Consider the following 24930-nt stretch of genomic DNA (forward strand, 5'->3'; position numbering starts at 1 on the left):
GACGCGAATGTATTGGGCGGAATGCCCAGTTGTAGGTAAGTGGAATTTGTCACGGGCGTCGCGGGGCGCTGAACTGGGCGGATAGTGTGAGCGATCCGGTCGGGCACCACCCGTCCGATGACCATGCAATGCACGATCGACCGACCGAGCGCCTTGAGGGGATGGCGCCGCGTGGCACCGACGGAGGACTCAAGGCACCGTGGACGCGCAAGGCCGTGGGCGGGCGGGCGACAGCAACGTCGATCCCGCCGATCAGTGGGTGTTCGATCCGAACACCGGCAATTACGAGCTGCGGCTTGACCATGCAGGTCAGGCCCCCGCTCAGCCCTCCGACCGCAAGGCTCCCGGCACCAGACGCGCCGCGCGCAGGCCGGGCGGCGAGGGCGGGGACACCGACACCCGTCCGCTGCCGACCCAGCGCGGGCGGCGGGACGAGGACGCGGCGGAGGACGACGAGCGCCCGGCCGGCGGCCGGGCGGCACGCCGCGCCGCCGGGAACCGGACCGCAGCGGCGGCGACGTCGGGGCAGGCCGGCCGCCGCAAGCCCAAGCCGAAGGCGTCCGGGAAGAAGAAGGCGCTGTACTGGACGGCCGGTGTGCTGAGCTTCGTGCTCGTCGCCGGCTGCGGTGCCGCGTACTTCGTCTACCAGCAGCTGGACGGCAACATCTCCAAGGTCGACGTCGGCGTGGAGAACGACGCGGTCTCCAAGGGCCCGGTCAACGTCCTCATCATCGGGACGGACGCCCGCTCCGGTAAGGGCAACGCCGGCTACGGCGACGCCGGCAGCGTCGGGCACGCGGACACCACGATCCTGATGCACATCTCCAAGGACCGGACGAACGCCACCGCGCTGAGCATCCCGCGCGACATGATCACCAACATCCCGAACTGCCCGACGAAGCAGAAGGACGGCTCGCGGAAGACCATCCCGGGCCAGAACCAGGTGCGCTTCAACACCAGCCTGGGCCAGGAGGGCCGGGACCCCGGCTGCACCTGGCGCACCGTCGAGCAGATGACCGGGCTGAAGATCGACCACTTCATGATGGCCGACTTCAACGCCGTCAAGGAGCTGTCCACCGCGGTGGACGGCGTCGAGGTCTGCGCGGCCAAGGACCTCAACGACCCCAAGTCGCACCTGAAGTTGAAGGCCGGCCGGCACGTCGTCGAGGGCGAGCAGGCGCTGGCCTTCGTCCGTACCCGCCACGCCATCGGATTCGGCAGCGACCTGGACCGGATCAAGATGCAGCAGCAGTTCCTCAGCTCGCTGATCCGCAAGCTGAAGTCCAGCGCGTTCAGCAGCCCGGGCAAGCTCTACGACGTCAGCCAGGCCGCGACCAAGGCGCTCACCGTCGACACCGGTATCGGCACGGCGGGCAAGCTGCTCGACTTCGGCAACGACCTCAAGAAGGTCGACATCGACAAGATCACCTTCGCCACGGTGCCGGTGCTGGACAACCCCGAGGACCCGGCCACCGTCATCCTCAACAAGACGGCGGCGGACCCGCTGTTCGCGATGGTGCGGGCGGACCACACGCTGGCCAAGGGCAAGAAGGGCAAGGGCAAGAAGTCCGCGCCGGTGAAGAAGGCCCCGCCCGAGCAGGTGCGGGTCGATGTCACCAACGGCGGCGGGCCGATCGGCTCGGCGCAGGAGACCGTGGACTGGCTGCAGAACTCCAAGGCCGCCAAGCTCTCCACCAACGCCGGCAACGCCCCCACGAAGCTGGCCGCCACCCGCCTGGAGTACGCGCCCAACCAGGCCGACCAGGCCGCCACCCTGGCGGACTGGATGGGCCTGCCCAAGAGCGCGCTGAAGAAGTCGTCGCAGAACGCCGGTGCCCGTCAGCCGATGAAGCTCGTCCTCGGCAAGGACTTCAAGGCACCGGGATCACCGATCGAGGCGCCGACCGAAACCCCGGACGGGGTGCAGAACGTCAATGCAGATGACAAAAACATCTGCGCGAAGTGAACTGAGCGGGATCCGGCCGCCCCGCCGAGGCGCCGAGCGCACCATCGGACGGACAACGGGGAGAGGGCCAGATGCGGCAGAGCAGTGTGCGTGGTGACCGATCACGCCGGCGACGGGAGCCGGACGCACAGGAGTTGGGCTGGGACGACGGTCTCTACGCGGACGGCGGGCTGTCGCCGGACGCCCCCGGCCGGCCCGACACCGACGGCGGCGTGCCCCCGGGGGACGGGGGCACGTCCGCCGACGACGGCCACCGCAAAGGCGGGCGGCCGCGCCGGGGCAGGGGCCGCAAGGTGCTGCGCTGGACCGCCCTGTCCCTCGCCGTCCTGATAGTCGGCGGCGCGGGCGCCGGGTACTGGTACTACGAGCACCTCAACGCCAACCTCCGCAAGGCCCCGCGGTCGCTGAGCGGGGGCGGGCTGAAGAAGCCGGACCCCAACGCCTTCGGGCAGAGCCCGCTGAACATCCTGCTGCTGGGCTCCGACGGCCGTAACAGCGCGGAGAACATCAAGCTCGGCGGCGCCCGGCAGGACGCGGACCGCAAGCCGCTCGCGGATGTGCAGATGCTGCTGCACGTCTCCGCGGACCGCAGCAACATGTCGGTGCTCTCCATCCCGCGCGACACCCGGGTGACGATCCCGCGGTGCACCGACCCCAAGACGCACCAGGTCTATCCGCAGACCTCCGCGGCCATCAACCAGTCGCTCCAGCACGGCGGTCCGGGGTGCACCCTCGCCACCTGGCAGGAGCTGACCGGCATCTACATCGACCACTTCATGATGGTCGACTTCTCCGGTGTGGTCTCCATGGCGGACGCCATCGGCGGGGTCCCGGTCTGCGTCGACCGCAATGTCTACTCGCACGACAGCAAGGGCCACGGCAGCGGGCTGAAGCTCACCAAGGGCACCCACTCCGTCCAGGGCGTCCAGGCCCTGCAGTGGCTGCGCACCCGCTACGGCTTCGAGGACAACACCGACATCGGCCGGGCCAAGGCCCAGCACATGTACATGAACTCGATGGTCCGTCAGCTCAAGCAGGGCACCAAGCTCACCGACCCGGGCCAGCTGCGCGACCTGGCGGAGGCGGCGACCAAGTCGCTGACCGTCGACGACGGCCTGGACACCGTCAAGAAGCTCTACGACCTGGGCGGCGACCTCAACCGGGTCCCGACCAAGCGCCTCACGATGGTCACCATGCCCTGGCAGTACAGCTCCGACGAGTCCTACGTCATGCCCAAGCCGGGCGACGCGGAGTCCACCTTCGCGCTGCTGCGCAACGACACCGCGCTGGACGGCAAGGACAAGAAGAAGGCGGCGCCCGCGCCCAAGCCCTCGATGCCCAAGGGCGCGCTGAAGGTCGTGGTGCAAAACGGCACCAACAGCACCGTCAGCGGTCCGGTCTCCGGCCGCGCGGCCGTCATCCAGCAGCGGCTCGCCGGCCTCGGCTACGGCGCGGCCGCCACCGACACGGCGCTCACCACCCAGGCCGACACCACCGTCACCTACGGGAACAAGGCGCTGCGGGGCGACGCCCTGGCGCTGGCGACGTCGCTCGGCCTGCCCAAGGGCGCGGTACGGGAGTCCAGTTCGGCCACCGGGATGCGGCTGGTGATCGGCAACGACTGGCGCAGCGGATCGGCGTACCCGAAGGCGTCGGGCGCGGAGAAGGACGCGGACAAGGCACCGGACAGCGCGGACGCGCTCAACGGCGAGGATTCCAAGGCCTGCATGAAGGTGAACCCGCAGTACAGCTTCTGAGGCCGGGGAGCCGGGAGGTCCCGTCCGGCCCTGTCCGCGTGTGCGGCAGCAGGGCCGGGCCGGCCGCGTCCCCCTTCGGGGGTGTCCCTACTCGGCGGCGGCGGTCGCGGTCGTCACGGCCGGGCGGCGGCTGGCGATGACCTTGCGGGCGAGCGAGCGGGGGCTGGTCAGGAAGCCCACGCCCCAGGCCATGTGCATGGTGGCCAGGGCCAGCGGGACCTGGACGCGGGCCTTCGGCGAGAGGCCCTTGCCGGCGGGCAGCGAGCCCGCGACGATCGCGGCGAGGTAGCCGCCGGGGACGATCAGCGCCCAGGGCGTGAGTGCCGCGCCGGCCACCAGGCCCGCGGCGATGGCGCACACCGCGGCCGGCGGCGCGAGGTAGCGCAGATTGATCGATCCGGCGTGGTAGCGGGCCACGACATGGCGCCACTTGCCGTAGTCCTTGTACTGCTTGGCGAGCGCCTTCACGCTCGGCCGCGGGCGGTACCGGACCTTCAGCTCGGGCGAGAACCAGACCCCGCCGCCGGCCTCGCGGATGCGGAAGTTCAGCTCCCAGTCCTGGGCCCGGATGAACTCCTCGTTGTAGCCGCCCTGCTGCTCCAGCGCCTCGCGCCGGAAGACGCCGAGGTAGACGGTCTCGGCGGGGCCCGCCTGGCCACCGGTGTGGAAGGCGGCGTTGCCCACGCCGATCCTGGAGGTCATCGCGGCGGCGACCGCGTCCTCCCAGGCGTTCTCCCCCTCGGCGTGCATGATGCCGCCGACGTTGGCCGCGCCGGTCTCCTCCAGGAGGCGCACGGCGGTGGCGATGTAGTTCGGCGACAGCATGCCGTGTCCGTCGACGCGCACCACGATGGGGTGCCGGGACGCCTTGATCGCGGCGTTCAGCGCGGCGGGGGTGCGGCCGGTGGGGTTCGCCACCGTGTGCACCCGGGGGTCCTCGGCGACGAGCTCGGCGGCGATCTCGTCCGTACGGTCCGCGGACGGGCCGAGGGCGATCACCACCTCCATCTCGCCGGCGTACTCCTGCTCCAGGATGTGCCGGACCGAGTTGCGCAGGTGACGTTCCTCATTGAGCACCGGCATGATCACGGAGACGGCCGGGGACTGCTGCTGCGGCATGGTTCCTCTGGGGGTACGGCCCGCGGCGGCCGCCAGCGACGGCAGCGCCCGCCGGGAGACTGCAGTATCGCGCCTCACGTTACCGCGAATGGGGGACAGCCTCGGGCGCAGCCGGGTGGCCGGGCGCCGGATGCCCGGCGTGTGGCGCTTTGCAGCCGATCGTATGGGCCTACGGTGTCCTCGCCGGTTCCGTCCCGACCTGCCCCGCTCCCCCGCCGGGCACCGCTCACGCCGTCCAGCCGCGGAGGTGTCCTCGTGACCGCGCCGTTCCGCTCCGCCCGTCCGGCCAGGCGCCGGGCCGCCCGGCCCGCGCCGCGCCGGCGCCCCCCGGGGAAGCGCTGGGGGCTGCGGATCGGCTCCGCCGCGTCCGTCCTGGTGCTGGCCGCGAGCGGGATCGGGCACGCCATGGTCACGGGCATGGAGAGCGGCATCGGCCGGGTGGACGCGTTCCAGGGCATGAGCAACCGCCCCGGCGGCGGTGACGGCCTGAACTTCCTGGTCGTCGGCACGGACGGGCGGGACAAGCTCACCGCCGGGGAGAAGCAGCGCTACCACCTGGGCGGCGTGCCCTGTCACTGCACGGACACGCTGATGCTGGTGCACCTCTCCGCCGACCGGGACCGCGCCAGCGTGGTCAGCCTGCCCCGTGACTCCTACGCCGAGGTGCCCGCCCACACGGACGCCGCCACCGGCGCGCGGCGCCCCGTCCACGCCATCAAGCTGAACGCGGCCTACGCGGAGGGCGGCCCCAACCTCACGGTGCGGACCGTCGAGCACATGACGGGGGTGCACATCGACCACTATCTGGAGGTCGACTTCACCAGCTTCATGCACAGCGTCGACGCGGTCGGCGGGGTGGAGATCTGCACCGTGCGGCCGCTGCGGGACAGCTATACGGGCCTGGCGCTGCCGGTCGGCAAGTCGCAGCTCAACGGGGGTCAGGCGCTGCAGTACGTGCGCTCGCGGCACATCGACGGGTCCGCCGATCTGGGCCGGATGCAGCGCCAGCAGCGCTTCCTGGCCGCCCTCATCCACAAGATCACCTCCTCCGGAGTGCTGATGAACCCCATCCGCTTCAGGGACGTCGCCGACACGATGCTGCGGTCCGTGCGGGCCGACTCGGGCTTCGGGGCGGGCGACCTGGTCGACCTGGGGCAGGCGATGCGCGGCTTCACCCCGTCGTCCTCGGAGTTCACCTCGGTGCCGCTGACCGGCACGGCCCGGACGCTGCCGGGCGTCGGCTCGACCGTGCAGTGGGATCCGGTGCAGGCGCCGAAGCTCTTCCAGGCGATCCGCGAGGACAAGCCGCTCGCCGCGCACCGGGACGGGACGGGGCCCCGCGGCAGGGTCGTGGACGTCCCGCCGGCCCAGGTCCAGGTGCGGGTCGACAACGGCAGCGGCCGGGGCGGGGCCGGCACCTCGGTCGCCGGGGAGCTGCGGGCCACCGGCTTCGCCACCGCCGGCGCCCCCGGCACCTCGCCCCTGGGCACGGTGCCGCGCACCGTCATCGCCTACGACCCGCGCTGGGACCGCTCGGCCCGCTCGCTGGCCGCCGCGCTGCCGGGCGCCGAGCTGCACCCGGCGAACGGGCAGGGGCCGGTGATGCGGGTGACGGTCGGCCGCGACCACCGGGCCGTGCAGCGGGTGCGGGCCGAGGAGCCGCCGCAGCGGCCCGGCGGGATCGCCACCATCACCGGCGACCAGGCGGTGTGCCCGTGAGCGGGCGCTGCGGGCTCCCCGGCGGACGCCGCGTGCCGCGCCGAAGCGGTGCGGCATGAGCGTCCCCGCGCCCCGCCGGACCGTGCCGGGGCCGCCGGCCCGGCGGCCGGGAGGACACCACCGGGCGCGCCGGGTCACGGTGACCCTCGCGGCCCTGGGGCTGGTCGCGGCCACCGCCGCCGCGGCCCCGCCGGCGCCCGACGCACCGACCGGCTGCGGGGAGCTGGTGCGCGGCCAGCTGTGCCTGCGCGGTCCGGTGGGGTCCGACGGGACGTACGCCGCGAGCTACCGGCGGCACGGTCCGGCCGGGCCCGGCGAGATCATCGTGCGGCTCGGCTACCAGCGCAAGAACGACCGGATCACCGCGTTCCCCGGCTGGTTCGGCACCCGGCGGACCCAGGGCGGCGCCGTCGCGCTGAGCGGCCGGGTGGAGATGCTCGCGGACGAGTGCATCCGGGGCGTCATGCAGCGGGCGCAGACGATCTACGTCACCCAATGGACCTGTAGCTGATGTCCCGAATGTTCCGGACATCCTGAAAGGGGCGCATCGTGTGGCAGGTAGTGCTGGGCATCACCCCGGCCTCGGTGGTGCTCTTCTTGACCCTGGCGCTGGCGGCGGCACTGGCCCTGGCCCTGTGGACGGCCCGCGCCCCCGGAGTCCGCGCCCCGCGCACCACGGCACGGGTGCTGCTGGCCGGCTGGCTGCTGCTGCTCCTGGCGGCGACGCTCACGCCCAGCCAGCCGATCGGCTCGGGGGACGCCACGGTGTGGTGGCGGCCCGGTGAGGGCCTGTTCGAGCTGGGCGCCCAGCTGGAGCCCGGGGAGCTGGGGATGCTGGTGCGGCGGCAGATCGCCAATGCCGCGCTGTTCGTCCCCGCACCGCTGCTGCTGCGGTTCGCCGCGCCCCGCGTCCCGGCCGCCGCGGCGTTCCTGCTGGGGGTGGGCCTGTGCCTGGCCATCGAGACGGCGCAGCTGCTGATGCGGGCCGGGCGGATCGCCGATGTCGACGATGTGATCTGCGCGGCGGCCGGCACCGTCACCGGTACGGGCCTGGCGCTGCTCGCGCAGCTGACGGTCGCCGCTATGCGCCGTCGAGCCCTTCCGCGGCCCGCCGTTCGCGCAGCTCCTTGATGGCGCGCCGCCGGGCGAGGCGGTGCGTGCGGCGGATCTGCGCCTCCTGGTAGCGGCGCTTGTCCTGTTCGGTCTCGGGGACCACGGGCGGCACCCGGCGGGGCGTGCCCAGCTCGTCGACGGCGGCGAAGACGAGGTAGGCGGAGCCGACCTGCTGGGCCGGGCTGGATTCGTTCCAGCGCTCGGCCAGGACCCGCACGCCGACCTCCATCGAGGAGCGGCCGGTCCAGTTGACCTGGGCGCGCACATGGACGAGGTCGCCGATCCGCACCGGCTCCAGGAAGACCATCTCGTCCATGGAGGCGGTCACGGCCGGGCCGCCGGAGTGGCGCCCGGCGACCGCGCCCGCCGCGTCGTCCACGAGCTTCATGATCACGCCGCCGTGCACCGTTCCCAGCAGGTTGGTGTCGACCGACGTCATGATGTGGCTGAGCGTGATGCGGGACACGGAGGTGGGCTTGCCCGCCTGATCGTCCTCGGGCTTTTCGGTGACGAGTTCGGTCATACGGCCAGCCTAAGTGGCCCGTGGACGGCCACGACCCGCGTGGTCCGTGAGACACCTCTCGCCCCCGCCGCGACTCCGTGACGTTCCTCTCGCGGCGCCCGCCGGACACAAACCGGAATGCGATCTTCCGTTACCCCAGGTCGGAATGGTGACGTCCTCTTCCGGTATGCGGCCAAAGGCCTCCGTGGCTTTGCATCAGCTCTGCAACAGCCCTGGCCCGATCCGGCACCCGGTCTATGGAGCACCCCGCCGCGGCGTGCACACTTCCCCGTATGAATGAGTGGCCCAATGGGTGGTCCGGCGACCAGAACGGAAACCGGTACGGATACGGCAGCGGCAGCGGCAGCGCCGAGCCGGAGGGCGCGCGCGCCATGCCCCAGGTACAGCGCGACGCGGGCCCCGGCTACCGGCGGAACGAACCGCCGCTGCCGCCGTCGATGTCCCCGCGCAGGGGCGCGACCGTGCCGCCGCAGCAGTCCCAGGGCTACGACGACGCGTACGACGGCTACAACACCGGCCAGGTCTACGGCGGCGGGGGCGGCGGGGGCCGCCGCGGCGACGGACAAGGCGACGGACGGCCCGGGCGGCCGCGCCCGCACTGGGGCCGGCGGATCAAGTGGACCGTGATCACTCTGGTCGCGGTGCTCGCGGTGGCCTCGGTCGCCACCTACTTCTGGGCCGACGGCAAGCTCCGACGCCAGGTGGACCTGAGCAAGGTCATCGACCGGCCGGCGACCGGCGACGGCACCAACTACCTGATCGTCGGCTCGGACAGCCGCGAGGGCATGTCCGCCGCCGAGAAGAAGAAGCTGCACACCGGCTCCGCCGAGGGCAAGCGCACCGACTCGATGATGATCCTGCACGACGGCAGCAACGGCCCGACGCTGATATCCCTGCCGCGTGACTCGGATGTGGAGATACCCACCTACATCGGCTCGTCCTCCGGCAAGAAGTACCCGGGCACCGGGCGGCACACCAAGCTCAACGCGGCCTACGCCGAGGACGGCCCGGAGCTGCTGGTGCGCACCGTCGAGTACAACACCAAGCTGCACATCGACCACTACGTCGAGATCGGCTTCGCGGGCTTCGCGGGCATCGTGGACGCCATCGGCGGCGTCGACATGGACATCCCCAAGGCGTTCAAGGACAAGAACTCCGGCGCCGACTTCCCGGCAGGCGAGCAGACGCTCAACGGCCAGCAGGCGCTCGCCTTCGTCCGCACCCGGCACGCCTTCGCCGGCCAGGACCTGGACCGGACGAAGAACCAGCAGAAGTTCCTGGCGACGCTGGCCGGCCAGACGGCCACCCCGGGGACCGTGCTCAACCCCTTCAAGCTCTACCCGACGATGAGCGCCGGGCTGGACACCCTGATCGTCGACAAGGACATGAACCTCTTCGACCTCGGCAGCATGTTCTTCGCGATGAAGGGCGTCACCGGCGGCGAGGGCAAGTCGATGAACATGCCCATCTCCGGCTCCACCGGCGGCAACCTGGTATGGGACAAGGCCAAGGTCCAGCAGCTGGTGCAGCAGCTGAACAACGACGAGAAGGTCACCGTCAGCGGCAACTGACCGCCCGCACCACGCGAGGGGCCCCGGACCGCCACTGCGGTCCGGGGCCCCTCGTCGTGTGCCGCGGCCTACTGGGGGAGGTTGCGCGCCATCACGATGCGCTGGACCTGGTTGGTGCCCTCGTAGATCTGCGTGATCTTCGCGTCGCGCATCATCCGCTCGACCGGGTAGTCACGGGTGTAGCCGTAGCCGCCGAGCAGTTGGACGGCGTCCGTGGTGATCTCCATGGCGGCGTCGGAGGCGTAGCACTTGGCCGCGGCGCCGAAGAACGTCAGGTCCTCGCCCTTGCCGCCGGCGGATATCCGCTCCGAGCGGGCGGCCGCGGCGTAGGTGAGCTGACGGGCCGCCTCCACCTTCATGGCCATGTCCGCGAGCATGAACTGCACGCCCTGGAAGTCGCCGATCGGCTTGCCGAACTGCTTGCGCTCCTGGACGTAGCCCTTGGCGTAGTCCAGGGCGCCCTGGGCGATGCCGAGCGCCTGGGCCGCGATCGTGATGCGGGTGTGGTCCAGGGTCTTCATGGCGGTCGCGAAGCCGGTGCCCTCGGCGCCGATCATGCGGTCGGCGGGGATCCGGACGTTGTCGAGGTAGACCTCGCGGGTCGGGGAGCCCTTGATGCCGAGCTTCTTCTCCGGGGCGCCGAAGGAGACGCCCTCGTCGCCCTTCTCGACGACGAACGCCGAGATGCCCTTGGAGCGCTTCTCGGGGTCGGTGACGGCCATCACCGTGTAGAACTCGCTGACGCCGGCGTTGGTGATCCAGCGCTTGACACCGTTGAGGACGTAGTGGTCGCCGTCACGGACGGCCTTGGTCTTCATCCCCGCCGCGTCGGAGCCGGCGTCCGGCTCGCTCAGGCAGTACGAGAACATCCCGTCGCCCTTGGCCAGCGGGCCCAGGTACTTCGCCTTCAGCTCCTCGGAGCCGGAGAGCACCACCGGCAGCGAGCCGAGCTTGTTGACCGCCGGGATGAGGGAGGACGACGCGCAGACGCGGGCCACCTCCTCGATGACGATGACGGTCGCCAGGGCGTCGGCGCCGGCGCCGCCGTAGGCCTCCGGGACGTGGACGGCGTGCAGGTCGTTGGCGACCAGCGCGTCGTGCGCCTCCTGCGGGAAGCGGGCCTCCTCGTCCACCGCGGCGGCGAACGGCGCGATCTTCGCCTCGGCGAGCGAGCGCACCGACTCGCGGAGCATGTCGTGCTCCTCCGACGGCCGGTACAGATCGAAATCAGCGGTTCCCGCCAAGGTTTTCCACTCCCCTGAGAGCTGACTATCAGTGCTAACTACCGTTAAGTAACCCGTTGTCTCTCCGGATTCTAGGCGCCGGATCCGGCCGCGCATACGTGAGGTTGCCGACAGTGACCCGCGGGGCGGGGCGAGCGGCTGGAGTGCCCCCTTCCGCGCCCGACTATGCTCGGTCAGCGCCAATTCCCTGCCCGCCCGTCGCACCGACCACCACCCTGCATGCCGGCGCCCGCGCCGCCCCGCTTGTTTGGAGCATCCATGGCCCTCAAGATCACCGTGATCGGCACCGGCTACCTCGGCGCCACCCACGCCGCGGCCATGGCCGAGCTGGGCTTCGAGGTGCTGGGGCTCGACGTGGTCCCCGAGAAGATCGAGATGCTGCAGCGGGGCGAGGTCCCGATGTACGAGCCCGGCCTGGAGGAGCTGCTGCGCCGCCATGTCGCCGGGATCGAGGGGGCGAGCGGGCGGCTGCGCTTCACCACCTCCTACGAGGAGGCCGGCGCCTTCGGCGATGTCCACTTCGTCTGCGTGAACACCCCGCAGAAGCACGGTGAGTACGCCTGTGACATGACGTACGTGGAGAGCGCCTTCGACGCGCTGGCCCCGCATCTGTCCCGGCCGGCCCTGGTGGTCGGCAAGTCGACGGTGCCGGTGGGCAGCGCGGCCCGGCTCGCCGAGCGGCTGGCCGCGGCCGCCCCGGCCGGCGCGGAGGTGGAGCTGGCCTGGAACCCGGAGTTCCTGCGCGAGGGCTTCGCCGTCCGGGACACCCTGCACCCGGACCGGATCGTGGTGGGCGTGGCCGGCGAGCGGGGCGAGGAGCTGCTGCGCGAGGTGTACGCCACACCGATCGCCGAGGGCTCCCCCTTCATCGTCATGGACTACCCGACCTCCGAGCTGGTGAAGACCTCCGCCAACTCCTTCCTGGCCACGAAGATCTCCTTCATCAACGCGATGGCGGAGGTCTGCGAGGCGGCCGACGGGGACGTGGTGAAGCTGGCCGAGGCCATCGGGCACGACGAGCGGATCGGCAAGAAGTTCCTGCGGGCCGGCATCGGCTTCGGCGGCGGCTGCCTGCCCAAGGACCTGCGGGCCTTCATGGCGCGCGCCGGTGAACTCGGCGCCGACCAGGCGCTGACGTTCCTGCGCGAGATCGACTCGATCAACATGCGCCGCCGCGGCCACATGGTCGAGCTGACCCGCAACGCGGTCGGCGGCGGCTTCCTGGGCAAGCGGGTCGCCGTCCTGGGCGCGACCTTCAAGCCGGACTCGGACGACGTCCGCGACTCCCCCGCCCTCAACGTCGCCGGCCAGATCCACCTCCAGGGCGGCCAGGTGACGGTCTACGACCCGAAGGGCATGGAGAACGCGCGGCGCGTCTTCCCGACGCTGGCGTACGCCGACACCGCCCTGGACGCGGTACGCGGCGCCGATGTCGTGCTCCACCTCACGGAGTGGCGCGAGTTCCGCGAACTGGACCCGGCCACGTTGGGCGACGTGGTCGCCGAACGCCGCATCCTGGACGGCCGCAACGCCCTCGACCCCGAACTCTGGCGCAAGGCGGGCTGGACGTACCGGGCCCTGGGCAGGCCGAAGGCCTGACCACTGCGCCTGCGCGCGGCACGCCCCACGAATTCGGCTGACCCACCGTTGGGGCTTCTCGTCGTTGCGCCTGCGGCGGGCGTTGTGTGTCGGGTGCGGTGCCGCTCCTCCGGACTCCGTCCTGCGGCGCGGCCCCTCCCGTGAGTGGGTGGGAAGAGGCCGGTGGGGGCAGGCACCGGCCCTCGACTGCGAGCAGTCGGGCGATGCCCGTGCGGATGCCGTGGCGGTCGACGACCCCGGCCCTCGACCGCGGGCAGTCGGGGAACGAGGCCCGCCCCCACCGGTCTTCCTCCACCCCCAACGGGAGGGGGCGGACCGCAGGACGGAGTCCGGAGGGCCGATCCCGCAGCCGAACAGCCAGCGCAGCGACAACAGCCCGCCGCAGGCGCAACGGCGAGACAACCAACACGGCGGGAAAGCCGAAATCGTGCGGCCCGCCACGCGCAAGCGCAACGTGCGGCGTCAGAGACAGGCGTGCGACGGCCCGCGCAGCAACTGTTCGGCTCGGGCCACGTCCTCCGCCGCGCGGAGCACCCGCACCGCGTTCTGCCAGGTGAGCTTGGCCAGATCCGCCTCGGACCACTTGCGGTCCAGGAGTTCGGCGATCAGGTGCGGGTAGCCCGCGACGTCGGCCAGGTCGTCGGGGGTGAAGGCGGTGCCGTCGAAGTCGCCGCCGATGCCGATGTGGTCGACGCCCGCGACCTCCCGCATGTGGTCGAGGTGGTCGGCGACGGTGGCCGCGGTGGCCTTCGGGCGGGGGTGGGCGGCCTCGAAGTCGCGGTGGACGCGCATGCCCTCCTCGGTGGTGTCGAGGTGGTGCAGCCCGTGGGCCCGCATGTTCTCGTCGGCCCGCCGGGTCCACTCGACGGCCGCGGGCAGCACGAACTTCGGCACGAAGGTGGCCATCGCGACACCGCCGTTGGCGGGCAGCTGCGCCAGCACGTCGTCGGGGATGTTGCGCGGATGGTCGCAGACGGCGCGGGCGGAGGAGTGCGAGAAGATCACCGGCGCGGTGCTGACGCGCAGCGCGTCACGCATGGTGTCGGCCGAGACGTGCGAGAGGTCGACCAGCATCCCGCAGCGGTTCATCTCCCGGACGACCTCCTCACCGAAGGCCGACAGCCCGTTGTGGCGCGGCTCGTCGGTCGCGGAGTCCGCCCAGTCGATGGTGTCGTTGTGGGTGAGCGTCATGTAGCGCACACCCAGCCGGTACAGCGCGCGCAGGGTGGCCAGCGAGTTGTTGATGGAGTGGCCGCCCTCGGCGCCCATGAGGGAGGCGATCCGGCCCTCGGCGCGGGCCGCCTCCATCTCGTCGGCGGTGTGCGCGGCGCGCAGCTCGCGGGGGTGGCGGGCGAGCAGCTCGCGCACCACATCGATCTGTTCGAGGGTCGCGCTGACGGCCCGGTCGCCCGCGTAGTCGGCGCGGACGTACACCGACCAGAACTGCGCGCCGACGCCGCCGGCCCGCAGCCGCGGCAGGTCGGTGTGCAGATGCGCGGACTGGTCGGTGGCGATGTCGCGCCGGTCGAGGTCGTAGCGGACCTGCTCGCGCAGCGCCCAGGGCAGGTCGTTGTGGCCGTCGACGACGGGCCAGCGGGCGAGCAGATCCCGGGCGGCGTCCAGGGAGGGGCTCACCGGCCGCCCCCGAAGCCGAAGCCGTCCGGGGAGGCGACCTTGTTGCGCAGCCGCTTGCCCTTCTCGGTGGCCTGGTCGTTCAGCTCCTGCTGGAACTCGCGCATCCGGCCGAGGAGTTCGGTGTCCGCGGTGGCGAGGATCCGGGCGGCGAGCAGCCCGGCGTTGCGGGCGCCGCCGACCGAGACGGTGGCGACCGGGACGCCGGCCGGCATCTGCACGATGGACAGCAGGGAGTCCATGCCGTCCAGGTACTTGAGCGGGACGGGGACGCCGATGACCGGGAGCGGGGTGACCGAGGCGAGCATCCCGGGGAGGTGGGCCGCGCCGCCGGCGCCCGCGATGATCGCCTTCAGCCCGCGGCCGGCCGCCTCCTCGCCGTACGCGATCATCTCGCGCGGCATGCGGTGCGCCGAGACGACGTCGACCTCGTAGGGGATCTCGAACTCGTCGAGGGCCTTGGCCGCGGCCTCCATGACGGGCCAGTCGGAGTCGGAGCCCATGACGATGCCGATGAGCGGGCCGCCGGGCGCCGCGGACGAGGCGGCGCCGGTGGCCGGTGCGGGACGGGTGTCGGGCGACGGGCTGGACGTCATTCGGTGATCGTTCCTCGCAGGTAGCCGGCGGCGTGCGCGGCGCGCTCGCGCACGTCGGCCAGGTCGTCGCCGTAGGTGTTGACGTGTCCGACCTTACGGCCGGGCTTCACGTCCTTGCCGTACATATGGATCTTCAACTGCGGGTCCCGCGCCATGCAGTGGAGGTACGCGTGGTACATGTCGGGGTAGTCGCCGCCGAGCACATTGGCCATGACCGTCCAGGGGGCGCGCGGACGCGGATCGCCCAGCGGGAGGTCGAGCACGGCACGGACGTGGTTGGCGAACTGCGAGGTGATCGCGCCGTCCTGGGTCCAGTGGCCGGAATTGTGCGGGCGCATGGCCAGCTCGTTGACCAGGATCCGGCCGTCCGCGGTCTCGAAGAGCTCGACGGCCAGATGGCCGACGACGCCCAGTTCCCGGGCGATCCGCAGCGCCAGCTGCTGGGCCTGGCCGGCGAGTTCCTCGTCGAGGCCGGGTGCCGGGGCGATCACCGTGTCGCAGACGCCGTCGACCTGGACGGACTCCACGACCGGGTAGGCCACGGCCTGGCCGTGCGGCGAGCGGACGATGTTGGCCGCCAGTTCGCGGACGAAATCGACCTTCTCCTCCGCGAGGACGGGCACCCCGGCACGGAACGGCTCGGCGGCCTCTTTGGAGGATCGCACCACCCAGACGCCCTTGCCGTCATAGCCGCCGCGGACGGTCTTGAGGACCACCGGGAAGCCGTCCGGCGCCTGCCCGCCACCGAGCTCCGCCGCGAAGCGCTCGACGTCCTCGGGGTCGGAGACGAGGCGGTGGCGCGGACAGGGCGCGCCGATCGCTTGCAGCTTCTCGCGCATCACGCCCTTGTCCTGGGCGTGCACCAGCGCATCGGGGCCGGGCCGGACGGGGATCCCGTCGGCCTCCAGGGCCCGTAGATGCTCGGTGGGGACATGCTCGTGATCGAAAGTGATCACATCGCAGCCACGCGCGAACTCCCGCAGGGTGTCCAGATCGCGGTAGTCGCCGATGACGACATCACCGACCACCTGAGCCGCCGAGTCCTGCGGGGTGTCGCTGAGGAGCTTGAATCTGATGCCGAGGGGGATACCCGCCTCGTGGGTCATACGGGCGAGCTGGCCGCCGCCGACCATGCCGACTACCGGGAACGTCACGCCCCCAGGGTATCCGTACGGCGCCGCGGCCCCGACCCCGGCTTGGATGATCCTCTGAGTTCGCACGTTCGAAGATCGCCGACAGAGCACCGCCGCCGGCCCCGACTCCCGGGCCGGCGGGCACGGCCGGCGCCCGCAGCGGGCCCGGCGAGGGGGAGGCCGGATGGAGAACAGCGGCATAGCCAGGGGCCCGCGGACGCTGGTGATCGCCCTCGCGATCGCCACGCTGCTGATCGCCCTGCACTCGGTTTTCAGCCAGCTGTCCGCGCCACGGATCTACGACGCGGACGACAGCGAGATCGTGGTCTCCCCCGGCGACCGCTTCAGCGTCCAGGTCGACGACGAGGACGGCGAGGCCGCCGGCGGCTACCGCTGGATCATCGCCGACCCCCGCCCCGACCCGGCCGTCCTGCGGGCCGCCGGCTCCCGGACGGTCCCCGGCGGCGCACGGGCCGGCTCGGGCCGCGTCCGCCGCCTCGGCTTCCGCGCCGTCCGCCCGGGCCGTACGGACTTACGGCTGCTGCGCTGCCGGCGCTGCGGCACCGGCGCGGCCGACGAGCCGGGCGCCCGGAGCCTCAACTTCCGGGTGACGGTGGGCTGACCGCTTCGCGCGCGGCGGTGCGTGCGGAGTCGCCGGGTGGCGGGCGGCGCCGTCGGGCCGTGGTTAGCATGAGGGAGCGAGCCAGCGTTGACGGCCGCGGACACCGCCCACGACGGGGAGCTGAACGATCACCATGAGTGAACGGAGCGCACTGCGGTCGAGGCTGGAGGCGCTCACCCGGGAACTGGTGAAGTTCGGCGCGGTCGGCGGCGCGGGCGTCGTGGTCAACTTCGCGGTGTTCAACCTCGTCCGGCACCTGACCGAGGTGCCCGTCGTGCGGGCCAGCATCGTGGCGACCGTCGTGGCGACCGGGACCAACTACCTGGGGTATCGCTACTTCACCTACCGCGACCGCGACAAGCAGGGCCGTACCAAGGAGCTGACGCTCTTCCTGCTGTTCAGCGTCGTCGGCCTGGTCATCGAGAACGGTGTGCTCTACATCGCGACCTACGGCTTCGACTGGGACTCCCCGCTGCAGAGCAACGTCTTCAAGTTCCTCGGCATCGCCGTCGCCACGCTCTTCCGCTTCTGGTCCTACCGCACCTGGGTCTTCCGGACGCTGCCCGCGCGCGAGGCCGTGGAGACCGCCGAGTCCTTCCTCACCGACGGCTCGCAGCGCCCGCGCAGCGCCTCCAGGAGGTAGCCCACGGGCGGCCGCGCGGCCTAGTCCTCGGCGGCGGGCTCCTGCTCCCGGGCCAGGAACAGCGCGAAGACCGGCGGATGCTGCTGGAGCAGCTCCAGGCGCCCGCCGTCCGCCTCCGCCAGATCGCGGGCCACGGCCAGTCCCAGCCCGGTGGAGTTGCGGCCGGAGACGGTCCGCTCGAAGACCCGTGAGCCCAGGTCGGGCGGGACGCCGGGACCGGCGTCGGTGACCTCGACGACGGCCTGGTTGCCGGTGACGCGGGTACGCAGCGCGACCGTTCCGTCACCGTGCATCAGTGAGTTCTCGATGAGGGTGGCCATCACCTGGGCGACCGCGCCCGGCGTGCCGACGGCCCGCAGGCTCTTCCTGCCGGAGCGCACGATGGCCCGCCCGGCGCTGCGGTAGGCCGGCCGCCACTCCTCGATCTGCTGCTTGACCACCTCGTCCAGGTCGAAGGCGACCGCCGAGCCGCTGCGCGGGTCGCGGGAGTTGGTCAGCAGTCGCTGGACGACGTCCGTCAGCCGCTCCACCTGCGCCAGCGCGATGGTGGCCTCTTCCTTCACGGTGTCCGGATCGTCGGTGAGGGTGATCTCCTCCAGCCGCATCGACAGCGCGGTCAGCGGGGTCCGCAGCTGGTGGGAGGCGTCCGCGGCCAGCCGCCGCTCGGCGGTCAGCATCCGGGCGATCCGCTCGGCACTGGCGTCCAGCACATCGGCGACCCGGTCCAGTTCCTGCACGCCGTAGCGGCGGTGGCGCGGGCGGGGGTCGCCGGAGCCGAGCCGTTCGGCGGTCTCCGCGAGGTCGGTGAGCGGCGCGGTCAGCCGGCGGCCCTGGCGGATGGCCAGGATGACGGCGGCGATGATCGCCAGCAGCGCCACCGCCAGGATGATGAGCAGGGTCCGGCCGATCTCCGCGCTGACCGTGGAGCGGGACTCCTGGACCGTGACGGACTCCCCGCGGTCACCGCGCACGGAGGAGGCGATCACATCGCCCGAGGGGCGGTGGCCGATCTCGATGGGCGCCTTGCCGGGCACCTTGATCTCGGCGTGCCGCTTGGCGGTGATCTGCTCGGAGAGGATGCCCGGGGTGATCTTCTCGCCGCTGCCCAGCCGGCTCTCCACTATCCCGACCAGCCGGACCGCCTCCGAGGCCACGCTCTCCTGCGCACCGGACTGGATGGTGCGGGTCTCGACGATCACCAAGGAGACGCCGAAGACGGCGATCACGACGAGCACCACGGCGAGCGTGGAGTTGATCAGGCGGCGGCGCACGGGCCCCTAGCTCTTCTCGAAGCGGAAGCCGACTCCGCGGACGGTGGCGATGTAGCGGGGGTTGGCGGCGTCGTCCCCGAGCTTCTTGCGCAGCCAGGAGATGTGCATGTCGAGCGTCTTGGTGGACGACCACCAGGTGGTGTCCCAGACCTCGCGCATCAGCTGGTCGCGGGTGACCACCCGGCCGGCGTCCCGCACCAGGACCCGCAGCAGATCGAACTCCTTCGCCGTGAGCTGGAGTTCCTCCTCACCCATCCAGGCGCGGTGCGACTCGACGTCGATCCGGACGCCGTGGGTGGCCGGCGGCTGCTGGGGCTCGGCGGTGGAGCCGCGGCGCAGCAGGGCCCGTACGCGGGCGAGGAGTTCGGCGAGCCGGAAGGGCTTGGTGACATAGTCGTCGGCGCCGGCGTCCAGGCCGACGACGGTGTCCACCTCGTCGGCGCGGGCGGTCAGCACCAGGACGGGGAAGGAATGGCCTTCGTTGCGCAGCCGGCGGGCGACCTCCAGGCCGTCCATGCCGGGCAGCCCCAGGTCCAGGACGACGAGGTCGATGTTTCCCTGGAGACCGGCGTCGAGCGCCGTCGGGCCGTCCTCGCGGACCTCGACTTCGTAACCCTCGCGGCGCAGTGCGCGGGCGAGCGGCTCCGAGATGGACGCGTCATCCTCGGCGAGCAGTACACGGGTCATGGGCCGATGGTAGTCCGATGTATCCGCGCCGAGGGGCGGACCAGCGCGGATGGCCCACGGCGGACCCATGACTGCGCCGTTGGCGCCGTGAGCTGCGCCGGCGCGGGCGCGCGCGAGGGCGCGCGGGCGCTCCGGGCGACGCCCATGGTTCCCGGGGGGGATGTGACCGTTGTCTCACGCCGCCCAACCGCGCCGGAAGCAGACGTATGGTGTGGCGACGTCCACGGCACCACCGCCGGGCCGATGACTCCCAACTGACGTCACCGGCCCCCCGTTGCGTGCCGGGCCGGTATCACCGGCCCTGACACACAACGATCGACCTGCCGACCGGGTCCGCCGCGCACTTGCACTTCGGGGGGCGTGGACGCCGGGGTACGACCGTCCTGCCGGCCCCTCGCGGGGAGCCGAACCTCCCGGGCGTGGGGGCGGACGTCGCGCCACCGGTGCCGGTCAACCCCCACCCGGGCGCGTATCGCCTGCGAACGCGTCCCGTAGCAGCAAGGAAGCATCCATGGCGTCCAGCCTGACGAAGGACGCGGCCCAGCAGGGGAACCCTGCGGACGGCGGCAAGACCTTCTTCGGCCATCCGCGCGGACTGGCCACTCTCTTCATGACCGAGATGTGGGAGCGCTTCAGCTTCTACGGCATGAAAGCCCTGCTCCCGCTGTACCTGATCGCCCCCGGCGGCATGCACATGCAGGCCACCACGGCCACGGCGATCTACTCCGTGTACATGGCGATGGTCTACCTGCTCGCCCTGCCGGGCGGCTGGATGGCCGACCGCTTCTGGGGACCGCGCAAGACCGTCGCCATCGGCGCCGGTGTCGTCATCGCGGGGCACATCACGCTCGCCCTCCCCACCGCGGCGACGTTCTTCGCCGGTCTCGTCCTGGTCGCGCTCGGCTCCGGCCTGCTGAAGGCCAACATCTCCACGATGGTCGGCCACCTCTACGACGGCCCGCAGGACCCCCGCCGGGACGGCGGCTTCACGCTCTTCTACATCGGCATCAACCTCGGCGCCTTCCTCGCCCCGCTGTCCATCGGCACCGTCGGCGAGAGCGTCAACTGGCACTTCGGCTTCACGCTCGCCGCCATCGGCATGGCGCTGGGCCTCGGCCAGTTCCTGCTCGGCACCCGCCACCTGAGCGCGGAGAGCAGCGTCGTCGCCCAGCCCGCCACGCCCGAGGAGAAGGCGTCCGTGCTGCGCAAGGGCCTGATCTGGCTGGTCGTCGCGGCCGTCTTCTACACCCTGCTCGGCGTGACCGGGAACTTCGCCGACTGGGCGCTGATGCCGATCACCATCGCCGGTCTGGTCATCCCGATCGCCGTCCTCGTCCGCATGAAGCGCGACAAGGAGGTCACGGAGCTGGAGCAGTCCAAGCTCTCGGGCTACATCTGGTTCTTCGTGGTCGCCGCCGTCTTCTGGATGATCTACGACCAGAACGGCTCGACGCTGTCGATCTTCGGCGAGAACTCCACCACCAACGACCTGCTGGGATTCCACTTCCCGACGTCCTGGTACCAGTCGCTGAACCCGATCTTCATCATGGCGCTCGCCCCGGTGGTCGCCTCGGCGTGGCTGTGGCTGAACAAGCGCGGCAAGGAGCCCAGCACCGCCGTCAAGTTCGCCTCCAGCCTCACCCTGATCGGCATCTCCTTCGCCGTCTTCCTCCTGCCGCTGCTCGACACGGCGTCGGACGGCGGCCGGGTCAGCCCGATGTGGCTGGTGGCGATCTACTTCATCCAGACCGTCGGTGAGCTGTGCCTGTCCCCGGTCGGCCTGTCGGTCACCACGAAGATGGCGCCCGCCAAGTACAGCTCCCAGATGATGGGTGTCTGGTTCCTCGCGGTCACCGCGGGCGACTCGGTCTCCGGTCTGCTGACGTCGCCGCAGCTGAACGTCGACCTGAACAACTCCGTCTCGGTCACCGTCGAGGCCCTCATCGCGGTCATCGCCGGTGTCGGCATCTGGATGTACCGCAAGCGGGTCAAGGAGCTGATGGGCAGCGTCAACTGACGCCTGCCGGCCCCGCACAGCGGAAGGGGGCGTCGCACCGACGGTGCGACGCCCCCTTCGTGCGTCCCGTGGACGTGCCGCGTCAGCGCAGGCGCGCCCGGCGCCGCGGCAGGAACGTGAAGACCGCCCCGCCCAGCAGGATGGCCGTCCCGGCGATCAGGCCCAGCGCCGTCAGCCCGCCGTGGTCACTCGCGCCGGTCTCGGCGAGGCCGCCGGCGGCGCCGCCGGAGCCCGAGGTGCCGGCCGCTCCCGCCGTGCCGCCCCCGGAGGCCGCCGCGCCGCCCGAGGTGCCGCCGGAGGTGCCGCCCTGCTGCGCGGCGGTGTCCAGGGTGAGCGAGGCCCCCGGGTCCTTCTCCGGGGTGCAGGTGGTGGTCGTCCCGAGAGCGTTGACGGTGAGCACGCCCGGCGTCAGCGTGGTCTTGCCGCTGGCGCCCGGCTTGTAGTTGCCCGTCAGATCGGGGATCGCGATCGGCTGACCCGACTTGATCGGGCCGGCGTTGGCCGGTCCCGCGACCTTGACCGAGCCCTTGTCCGCGCCCGCGACCTTGACGTCCATGGACGGCTTGACCGAGCCCGCGGGGATGTCCGCCGGGCTGTCCATCACGGACTTGGCGAACTTCACCGTCAGGTCGTAACCGCCGCCCTTCTTCACGGCGTTGATCTGGACCGGCGAGGTCGCCTTCTTGTCCCCGATGGGCGTCTTGCAGGCGTAGGGGACCTGCACCTGCTTGCCCTTGTACGCGGTGCCGTCGGGGTCGCCGCCGGAGCCGCCGGACGTGCTGCCGCCGGCGCTCGTGCCGCCGGCCGCCGCGCCACCTGAGGTGCCGGCGCTGGTGCCGCCGCCCGAGGTGCCCGACGTCGTCCCGGCCGTGCTCCCGCCGGAGGTGCCGGCCGTCGTCCCGCCGGAGGTACCGGCCGTGGAACCGCCCGAGGTGCCCGCGGTGGAGCCGCCCGTCGTGCCGGACGTGGCGCCGCCGGTCGTGCCGCCAGAGGTGCCCCCGCCGTCGGTCACCTTGACGGTGACCGCGGGCTTGACGGTCTCCTTGGGCGAGCACTTGGTGTCCGTCGAGATCGGCTTGTTGACGTTGATGTTGTAGAAGCCGGGCGCGAGGGTGACCTCACCGGCCTTGGTCAGCTTCAGCTTGCCCTTCATGTCGGACAGCTTCATCGCACCGCCCTTGGGGATGGGCGGATTCTGCCGCGGCCCCTCCATCGCCAGGTCACCGGTCTGCGCCCCGGCCACCTTGACCGTGCCGGTGGGCTGGACCGTGTTCTCGCCCAGATCGAGGATGTCGGGGTTCTTCGAGGCCCCCTCCAGCGTCTTCCAGACCACCTCGATCTCGTCGCCGACCTTGGCCGTCGCGGGCGCGCTGACGGCGACCTTGGTGGTCCCCTCGATCGGCGGCAGCCCCGATATCGGCGGCGGCAGACACTCCGTCTTGTACGAGACCTCCGCCGCCTGGGCGGTCCCGGCCGCGGTCATGATGCCCGCCCCCGCGAGCACCAGCGCGGCCGCCGAGGCCACCGCCGCTCTCCTCCGTTGCCTCATCACGCAGAACCTTTCGACGTCGGGCGTTCGGTTGATGTGGTGGTGGACGGTGCGGTGTCCGGGCTGAACCACGGCAGCCCCCCGGAGTCACCCGGCATGCCGGGGCCGTCCGGGGAGTCGTCGTGCGCGGTGCGGTTCGTGCGGTCCTTGGTGCGGAGCCGGGCGCGGGTGCCGGACGGCCGGCCGGCGGCGTGCGTGCCGCCCGGGGCCGGCCGGTGCGGACGGACCCGGTCCACGAGCGCCATCCCGGTGCGGAACACCGCCGTCGGGATCACCACGCACAGCAGCACCCAGAAGAGCGTCACGCCCCACGGGCGGCCGACCCCCCAGGGCTGCTCGACCAGGGTCCGGCCGCCGTGGGCGAGGGAGACCAGGTAGTCCCCGTGCGCGCCGGCCGGCAGCTCGACCGGCAGCGTGATGCGCGCCTTCTTCCCGGCGGGGACGGTGCCCCGCCACTGCTGCTCCTCCCACTTGGGCGCGAAGACGCCGTGCGAGGTACCGACCCGGAAGACCGGGTCCCGGGCCGGCGTCGTGCCGAGATTGCCGACGGTGAGGGTCAGTTCGCGCTGTGCCGGGGCGCCGAACCAGGTCAGCAGGTTGCTGCTGCCCGCCAGCCGGGGCGGGCTGAGCACCGCCAGCCGGCCGGCGGTGGCCTCCCGGGGCAGCGGTGCCACCGGGTGGCCCGCCACCGCGAAGGGCACATCCGCCGCTGCCGCCGCGCCGGTCACGGTCGCCACATGCACCACGCACGGGCAGGGCTTGGGCGGCTCGGCCACCGGGAGCTTTCCGTGGAAGGCGCCGTGGGCGTCGGTGGTGACGGCCCGGCCGTCGGCGTTGGCGCAGGAGTTGCTGCCGCCGATCATGTTCTGCCCGCAGATCAGCAGCGTGAGCAGCGCCCGGGGCCGCCAGCCGTGGCCGGTGACGGTGAGGCTGCCGCCCTTGCCGGCCTCCTTGGCGGAGAGCCGGACGACCGGCGTGCCGTCGGCGGCGCCGGCGGTGGGCGGAAGGCCCCAGGCCAGCGCCGCGCACAGGGCGAGCGCGGCCACCGCGCGCCCCCGCGTGCGGACTCGCCGCGTACCGGCGCGGGCCGGGCCGGCGGCCGCGCTCCGGCGCGCACCCGTCCGGCCGTTCACGCGCGCGCTCCCGGTCCGGTGCCCGCCAGGACGGGGGCCGCGTCCGCCGGTTCGTCCCCACCGGGCAGCGTTCCGCCGTCCGGCCCCGGGGCGGCTCCCTCGCCCCGGCTCCCGCCCGTGCCCGTGCCGCGGCCTCGCCGGCGCAGGACCACCAGACCGCCCGCGCCCGCCGCGAGCAGCGGCAGCGGCGCGGCCAGAACGCCCCGGGGGACCGCGCTGTACGAGGCGGTGGCGGCGTCGTGCGCCCCGCCCGCGGCGGTCGCGGTGAGCCGGACCTCCACCGCGTCCAGGGCGGGCGGACCGGACCAGGTCTCGGTCAGATCGACGGCCCGGCCGGGCGCCAGCGCCGCGGGCTGCGCACGCGCGGCCCGCCGCAGCAGCGGGCCGAAGAGCCCGTCGGCCCGCACCGCGATCCGCGGCCTGAGCACCGTGGTGCCGCGGTTGACCAGCGTGTACCGGATGAGCGCCGCACCGCCCGCGCGCCGCACCGACACCTTCTCGACGGTCAGCGCGGACAACTCCGGCCCGGTCACCCGCAGATGGAGCGGTACGGATATCCGCCGCCCGGCCCCTTTGCCCACGCCGGTGGCGAGCAGCGTGCCGGCGCGCTCGCCGGGGGCCGCGTCGCGCGGGACGGTCACCGTGAACGGGACGCCCGCCCGGGTGTGCGGCGGGATCCGCACCTCGTTCGAGGCCGGCGTGAGCCACGCGCCGGCACCGGAGCCGGCGCCGCGCAGCCGTACGGAGAGGGCGTGGCCGGTGGGGTTGCTCAGGGACAGCCGGTCGACCCGGACGGTGCCCGGCGCGCCCTCCAGGTAGAAGAACGGGCGGTCCGGGGCGCCCGGGGCGGCGCCGGCCCCCGGGTCGGGGGCGGCGGACCAGCCCGGTGGTGCCGGTGCGGCGGCCGGCCGGGCCACTGCCGCGGCGGGACACAGCAGCACGGCGGCGGTGGCGAGGGTCGCGCCGCCGACCGCTGTACGGAGACGGAACGGCATCGGCGGCTCCTGCGGGTACGAGGGGGTGCCCCCGCGTGCCG

General features: G+C 72.4%; 21 protein-coding genes. 10 read left to right on the forward strand and 11 right to left on the reverse strand.

What is annotated here, in order from left to right:
* Positions 1 to 199 precede the first annotated feature (199 nt).
* Both ACQP17_RS14055 and ACQP17_RS14060 read left to right on the forward strand, forming a co-directional pair.
* Positions 200 to 1966 carry an LCP family protein gene (locus tag ACQP17_RS14055; RefSeq protein WP_433856582.1) on the forward strand — a complete coding sequence of 589 codons (1767 nt, stop codon included), beginning with the start codon at positions 200 to 202 and terminating at the stop codon, positions 1964 to 1966.
* A gap of 71 nt (positions 1967 to 2037) precedes the next feature.
* The gene (locus ACQP17_RS14060; protein ID WP_433856583.1) at positions 2038 to 3723 is read left to right on the forward strand and encodes an LCP family protein; all 1686 of its coding nucleotides are present in this window, start codon (positions 2038 to 2040) and stop codon (positions 3721 to 3723) included.
* Positions 3724 to 3810: 87 nt separating this feature from the next.
* Here ACQP17_RS14060 and ACQP17_RS14065 read toward each other — a convergent pair whose 3' ends face one another.
* Positions 3811 to 4842 carry a glycosyltransferase family 2 protein gene (locus ACQP17_RS14065; protein ID WP_433856584.1) on the reverse strand — a complete coding sequence of 344 codons (1032 nt, stop codon included), beginning with the start codon at positions 4840 to 4842 and terminating at the stop codon, positions 3811 to 3813.
* Positions 4843 to 5097: 255 nt separating this feature from the next.
* Here ACQP17_RS14065 and ACQP17_RS14070 point away from each other — a divergent pair, with 255 nt between their 5' ends.
* Genes ACQP17_RS14070 through ACQP17_RS14080 form a run of 3 tightly spaced genes read left to right on the forward strand, consistent with a single transcriptional unit; the run spans position 5098 to position 7692 of the window.
* Positions 5098 to 6561, forward strand: a complete 1464-nt coding sequence (locus tag ACQP17_RS14070; RefSeq protein WP_433856585.1) for an LCP family protein — start codon at positions 5098 to 5100, stop codon at positions 6559 to 6561.
* Between the two features lie 55 nt (positions 6562 to 6616).
* Positions 6617 to 7072, forward strand: coding sequence for a hypothetical protein (locus ACQP17_RS14075; RefSeq protein WP_433856586.1), 456 nt, complete (start codon positions 6617 to 6619; stop codon positions 7070 to 7072).
* Between the two features lie 38 nt (positions 7073 to 7110).
* The gene (locus ACQP17_RS14080; RefSeq protein ID WP_433856587.1) at positions 7111 to 7692 is read left to right on the forward strand and encodes a VanZ family protein; all 582 of its coding nucleotides are present in this window, start codon (positions 7111 to 7113) and stop codon (positions 7690 to 7692) included.
* Here the strand turns inward: ACQP17_RS14080 and ACQP17_RS14085 are convergent.
* Entirely contained in the window at positions 7643 to 8197 is a 555-nt protein-coding gene (locus ACQP17_RS14085; RefSeq protein WP_433856588.1) for an acyl-CoA thioesterase, read from the reverse strand. The two genes, ACQP17_RS14080 and ACQP17_RS14085, sit on opposite strands and share 50 nt — an antisense overlap.
* Positions 8198 to 8469: 272 nt before the next feature.
* Here ACQP17_RS14085 and ACQP17_RS14090 point away from each other — a divergent pair, with 272 nt between their 5' ends.
* Positions 8470 to 9768, forward strand: coding sequence for an LCP family protein (locus ACQP17_RS14090; RefSeq protein WP_433856589.1), 1299 nt, complete (start codon positions 8470 to 8472; stop codon positions 9766 to 9768).
* 68 nt (positions 9769 to 9836) lie between these two features.
* On the opposite strand, the gene ACQP17_RS14095 is transcribed toward ACQP17_RS14090, so the two are convergent.
* Positions 9837 to 11012, reverse strand: a complete 1176-nt coding sequence (locus ACQP17_RS14095) for an acyl-CoA dehydrogenase family protein (protein ID WP_433856590.1) — start codon at positions 11010 to 11012, stop codon at positions 9837 to 9839.
* Positions 11013 to 11270: 258 nt separating this feature from the next.
* On the opposite strand from ACQP17_RS14095, the gene ACQP17_RS14100 reads away from it, so the two are divergent.
* Positions 11271 to 12611, forward strand: a complete 1341-nt coding sequence (locus ACQP17_RS14100; protein WP_433856591.1) for a UDP-glucose dehydrogenase family protein — start codon at positions 11271 to 11273, stop codon at positions 12609 to 12611.
* A gap of 462 nt (positions 12612 to 13073) precedes the next feature.
* Here ACQP17_RS14100 and ACQP17_RS14105 read toward each other — a convergent pair whose 3' ends face one another.
* Genes ACQP17_RS14105 through ACQP17_RS14115 form a run of 3 tightly spaced genes read right to left on the reverse strand, consistent with a single transcriptional unit; the run spans position 13074 to position 15972 of the window.
* Complete coding sequence (locus ACQP17_RS14105; RefSeq protein WP_433856592.1) at positions 13074 to 14246, reverse strand: dipeptidase; 1173 nt, start codon at positions 14244 to 14246, stop codon at positions 13074 to 13076.
* Positions 14243 to 14839, reverse strand: a complete 597-nt coding sequence (gene purE / locus ACQP17_RS14110; RefSeq protein ID WP_433856593.1) for a 5-(carboxyamino)imidazole ribonucleotide mutase — start codon at positions 14837 to 14839, stop codon at positions 14243 to 14245. Before purE ends, ACQP17_RS14105 begins: the two co-directional genes overlap by 4 nt.
* Positions 14836 to 15972, reverse strand: a complete 1137-nt coding sequence (locus ACQP17_RS14115) for a 5-(carboxyamino)imidazole ribonucleotide synthase (protein ID WP_364878456.1) — start codon at positions 15970 to 15972, stop codon at positions 14836 to 14838. The genes purE and ACQP17_RS14115 overlap by 4 nt, the downstream gene beginning before the upstream one ends.
* Before the next feature lie 184 nt (positions 15973 to 16156).
* On the opposite strand from ACQP17_RS14115, the gene ACQP17_RS14120 reads away from it, so the two are divergent.
* Positions 16157 to 16594, forward strand: a complete 438-nt coding sequence (locus ACQP17_RS14120; protein ID WP_433856594.1) for a protease inhibitor I42 family protein — start codon at positions 16157 to 16159, stop codon at positions 16592 to 16594.
* A gap of 133 nt (positions 16595 to 16727) precedes the next feature.
* Positions 16728 to 17237, forward strand: coding sequence for a GtrA family protein (locus ACQP17_RS14125; RefSeq protein ID WP_433856595.1), 510 nt, complete (start codon positions 16728 to 16730; stop codon positions 17235 to 17237).
* Positions 17238 to 17257: 20 nt separating this feature from the next.
* Here the strand turns inward: ACQP17_RS14125 and ACQP17_RS14130 are convergent, their stop codons facing one another.
* Together ACQP17_RS14130 and ACQP17_RS14135 are read right to left on the reverse strand one after the other, a co-directional pair.
* Positions 17258 to 18508 (reverse strand): ATP-binding protein, encoded by a 1251-nt coding sequence (locus ACQP17_RS14130; RefSeq protein ID WP_433856596.1) that lies wholly within the window; start codon positions 18506 to 18508, stop codon positions 17258 to 17260.
* A 6-nt stretch (positions 18509 to 18514) separates the two neighbouring features.
* A complete protein-coding gene (locus ACQP17_RS14135; RefSeq protein ID WP_006605209.1) occupies positions 18515 to 19195 on the reverse strand; it encodes a response regulator transcription factor in 681 nt (226 codons plus the stop codon).
* Between the two features lie 511 nt (positions 19196 to 19706).
* Here ACQP17_RS14135 and ACQP17_RS14140 point away from each other — a divergent pair.
* Complete coding sequence (locus tag ACQP17_RS14140) at positions 19707 to 21212, forward strand: peptide MFS transporter (RefSeq protein ID WP_433856597.1); 1506 nt, start codon at positions 19707 to 19709, stop codon at positions 21210 to 21212.
* 82 nt (positions 21213 to 21294) lie between these two features.
* On the opposite strand, the gene ACQP17_RS14145 is transcribed toward ACQP17_RS14140, so the two are convergent.
* The 3 genes from ACQP17_RS14145 to ACQP17_RS14155 are packed head-to-tail and all read right to left on the reverse strand — an operon-like array spanning position 21295 to position 24889.
* Positions 21295 to 22761, reverse strand: coding sequence for a hypothetical protein (locus ACQP17_RS14145; protein ID WP_433856598.1), 1467 nt, complete (start codon positions 22759 to 22761; stop codon positions 21295 to 21297).
* Positions 22761 to 23894 carry a hypothetical protein gene (locus ACQP17_RS14150; protein ID WP_433856599.1) on the reverse strand — a complete coding sequence of 378 codons (1134 nt, stop codon included), beginning with the start codon at positions 23892 to 23894 and terminating at the stop codon, positions 22761 to 22763. Before ACQP17_RS14150 ends, ACQP17_RS14145 begins: the two co-directional genes overlap by 1 nt.
* Entirely contained in the window at positions 23891 to 24889 is a 999-nt protein-coding gene (locus ACQP17_RS14155) for a COG1470 family protein (protein WP_433856600.1), read from the reverse strand. The genes ACQP17_RS14150 and ACQP17_RS14155 overlap by 4 nt, the downstream gene beginning before the upstream one ends.
* Between the last annotated feature and the right edge of the window lie 41 nt (positions 24890 to 24930).

Origin of the sequence: Streptomyces kronopolitis (assembly GCF_050953795.1) — a bacterium.
Lineage (GTDB): Bacteria > Actinomycetota > Actinomycetes > Streptomycetales > Streptomycetaceae > Streptomyces > Streptomyces kronopolitis_A.

What these genes read in the sequence shown, in the direction of transcription:
- ACQP17_RS14060 (WP_433856583.1), top strand. Translation starts at nt 2,038, where the DNA reads ATGCGGCAGAGCAGTGTGCGTGGTGACCGATCACGCCGGCGACGGGAG.
- ACQP17_RS14065 (WP_433856584.1), bottom strand. Translation starts at nt 4,842, where the DNA reads ATGCCGCAGCAGCAGTCCCCGGCCGTCTCCGTGATCATGCCGGTGCTC.
- ACQP17_RS14075 (WP_433856586.1), top strand. Translation starts at nt 6,617, where the DNA reads ATGAGCGTCCCCGCGCCCCGCCGGACCGTGCCGGGGCCGCCGGCCCGG.
- ACQP17_RS14085 (WP_433856588.1), bottom strand. Translation starts at nt 8,197, where the DNA reads ATGACCGAACTCGTCACCGAAAAGCCCGAGGACGATCAGGCGGGCAAG.
- ACQP17_RS14090 (WP_433856589.1), top strand. Translation starts at nt 8,470, where the DNA reads ATGAATGAGTGGCCCAATGGGTGGTCCGGCGACCAGAACGGAAACCGG.
- ACQP17_RS14100 (WP_433856591.1), top strand. Translation starts at nt 11,271, where the DNA reads ATGGCCCTCAAGATCACCGTGATCGGCACCGGCTACCTCGGCGCCACC.
- purE (WP_433856593.1), bottom strand. Translation starts at nt 14,839, where the DNA reads ATGACGTCCAGCCCGTCGCCCGACACCCGTCCCGCACCGGCCACCGGC.
- ACQP17_RS14115 (WP_364878456.1), bottom strand. Translation starts at nt 15,972, where the DNA reads ATGGTCGGCGGCGGCCAGCTCGCCCGTATGACCCACGAGGCGGGTATC.
- ACQP17_RS14120 (WP_433856594.1), top strand. Translation starts at nt 16,157, where the DNA reads ATGGAGAACAGCGGCATAGCCAGGGGCCCGCGGACGCTGGTGATCGCC.
- ACQP17_RS14125 (WP_433856595.1), top strand. Translation starts at nt 16,728, where the DNA reads ATGAGTGAACGGAGCGCACTGCGGTCGAGGCTGGAGGCGCTCACCCGG.
- ACQP17_RS14135 (WP_006605209.1), bottom strand. Translation starts at nt 19,195, where the DNA reads ATGACCCGTGTACTGCTCGCCGAGGATGACGCGTCCATCTCGGAGCCG.
- ACQP17_RS14140 (WP_433856597.1), top strand. Translation starts at nt 19,707, where the DNA reads ATGGCGTCCAGCCTGACGAAGGACGCGGCCCAGCAGGGGAACCCTGCG.
- ACQP17_RS14145 (WP_433856598.1), bottom strand. Translation starts at nt 22,761, where the DNA reads ATGAGGCAACGGAGGAGAGCGGCGGTGGCCTCGGCGGCCGCGCTGGTG.
- ACQP17_RS14155 (WP_433856600.1), bottom strand. Translation starts at nt 24,889, where the DNA reads ATGCCGTTCCGTCTCCGTACAGCGGTCGGCGGCGCGACCCTCGCCACC.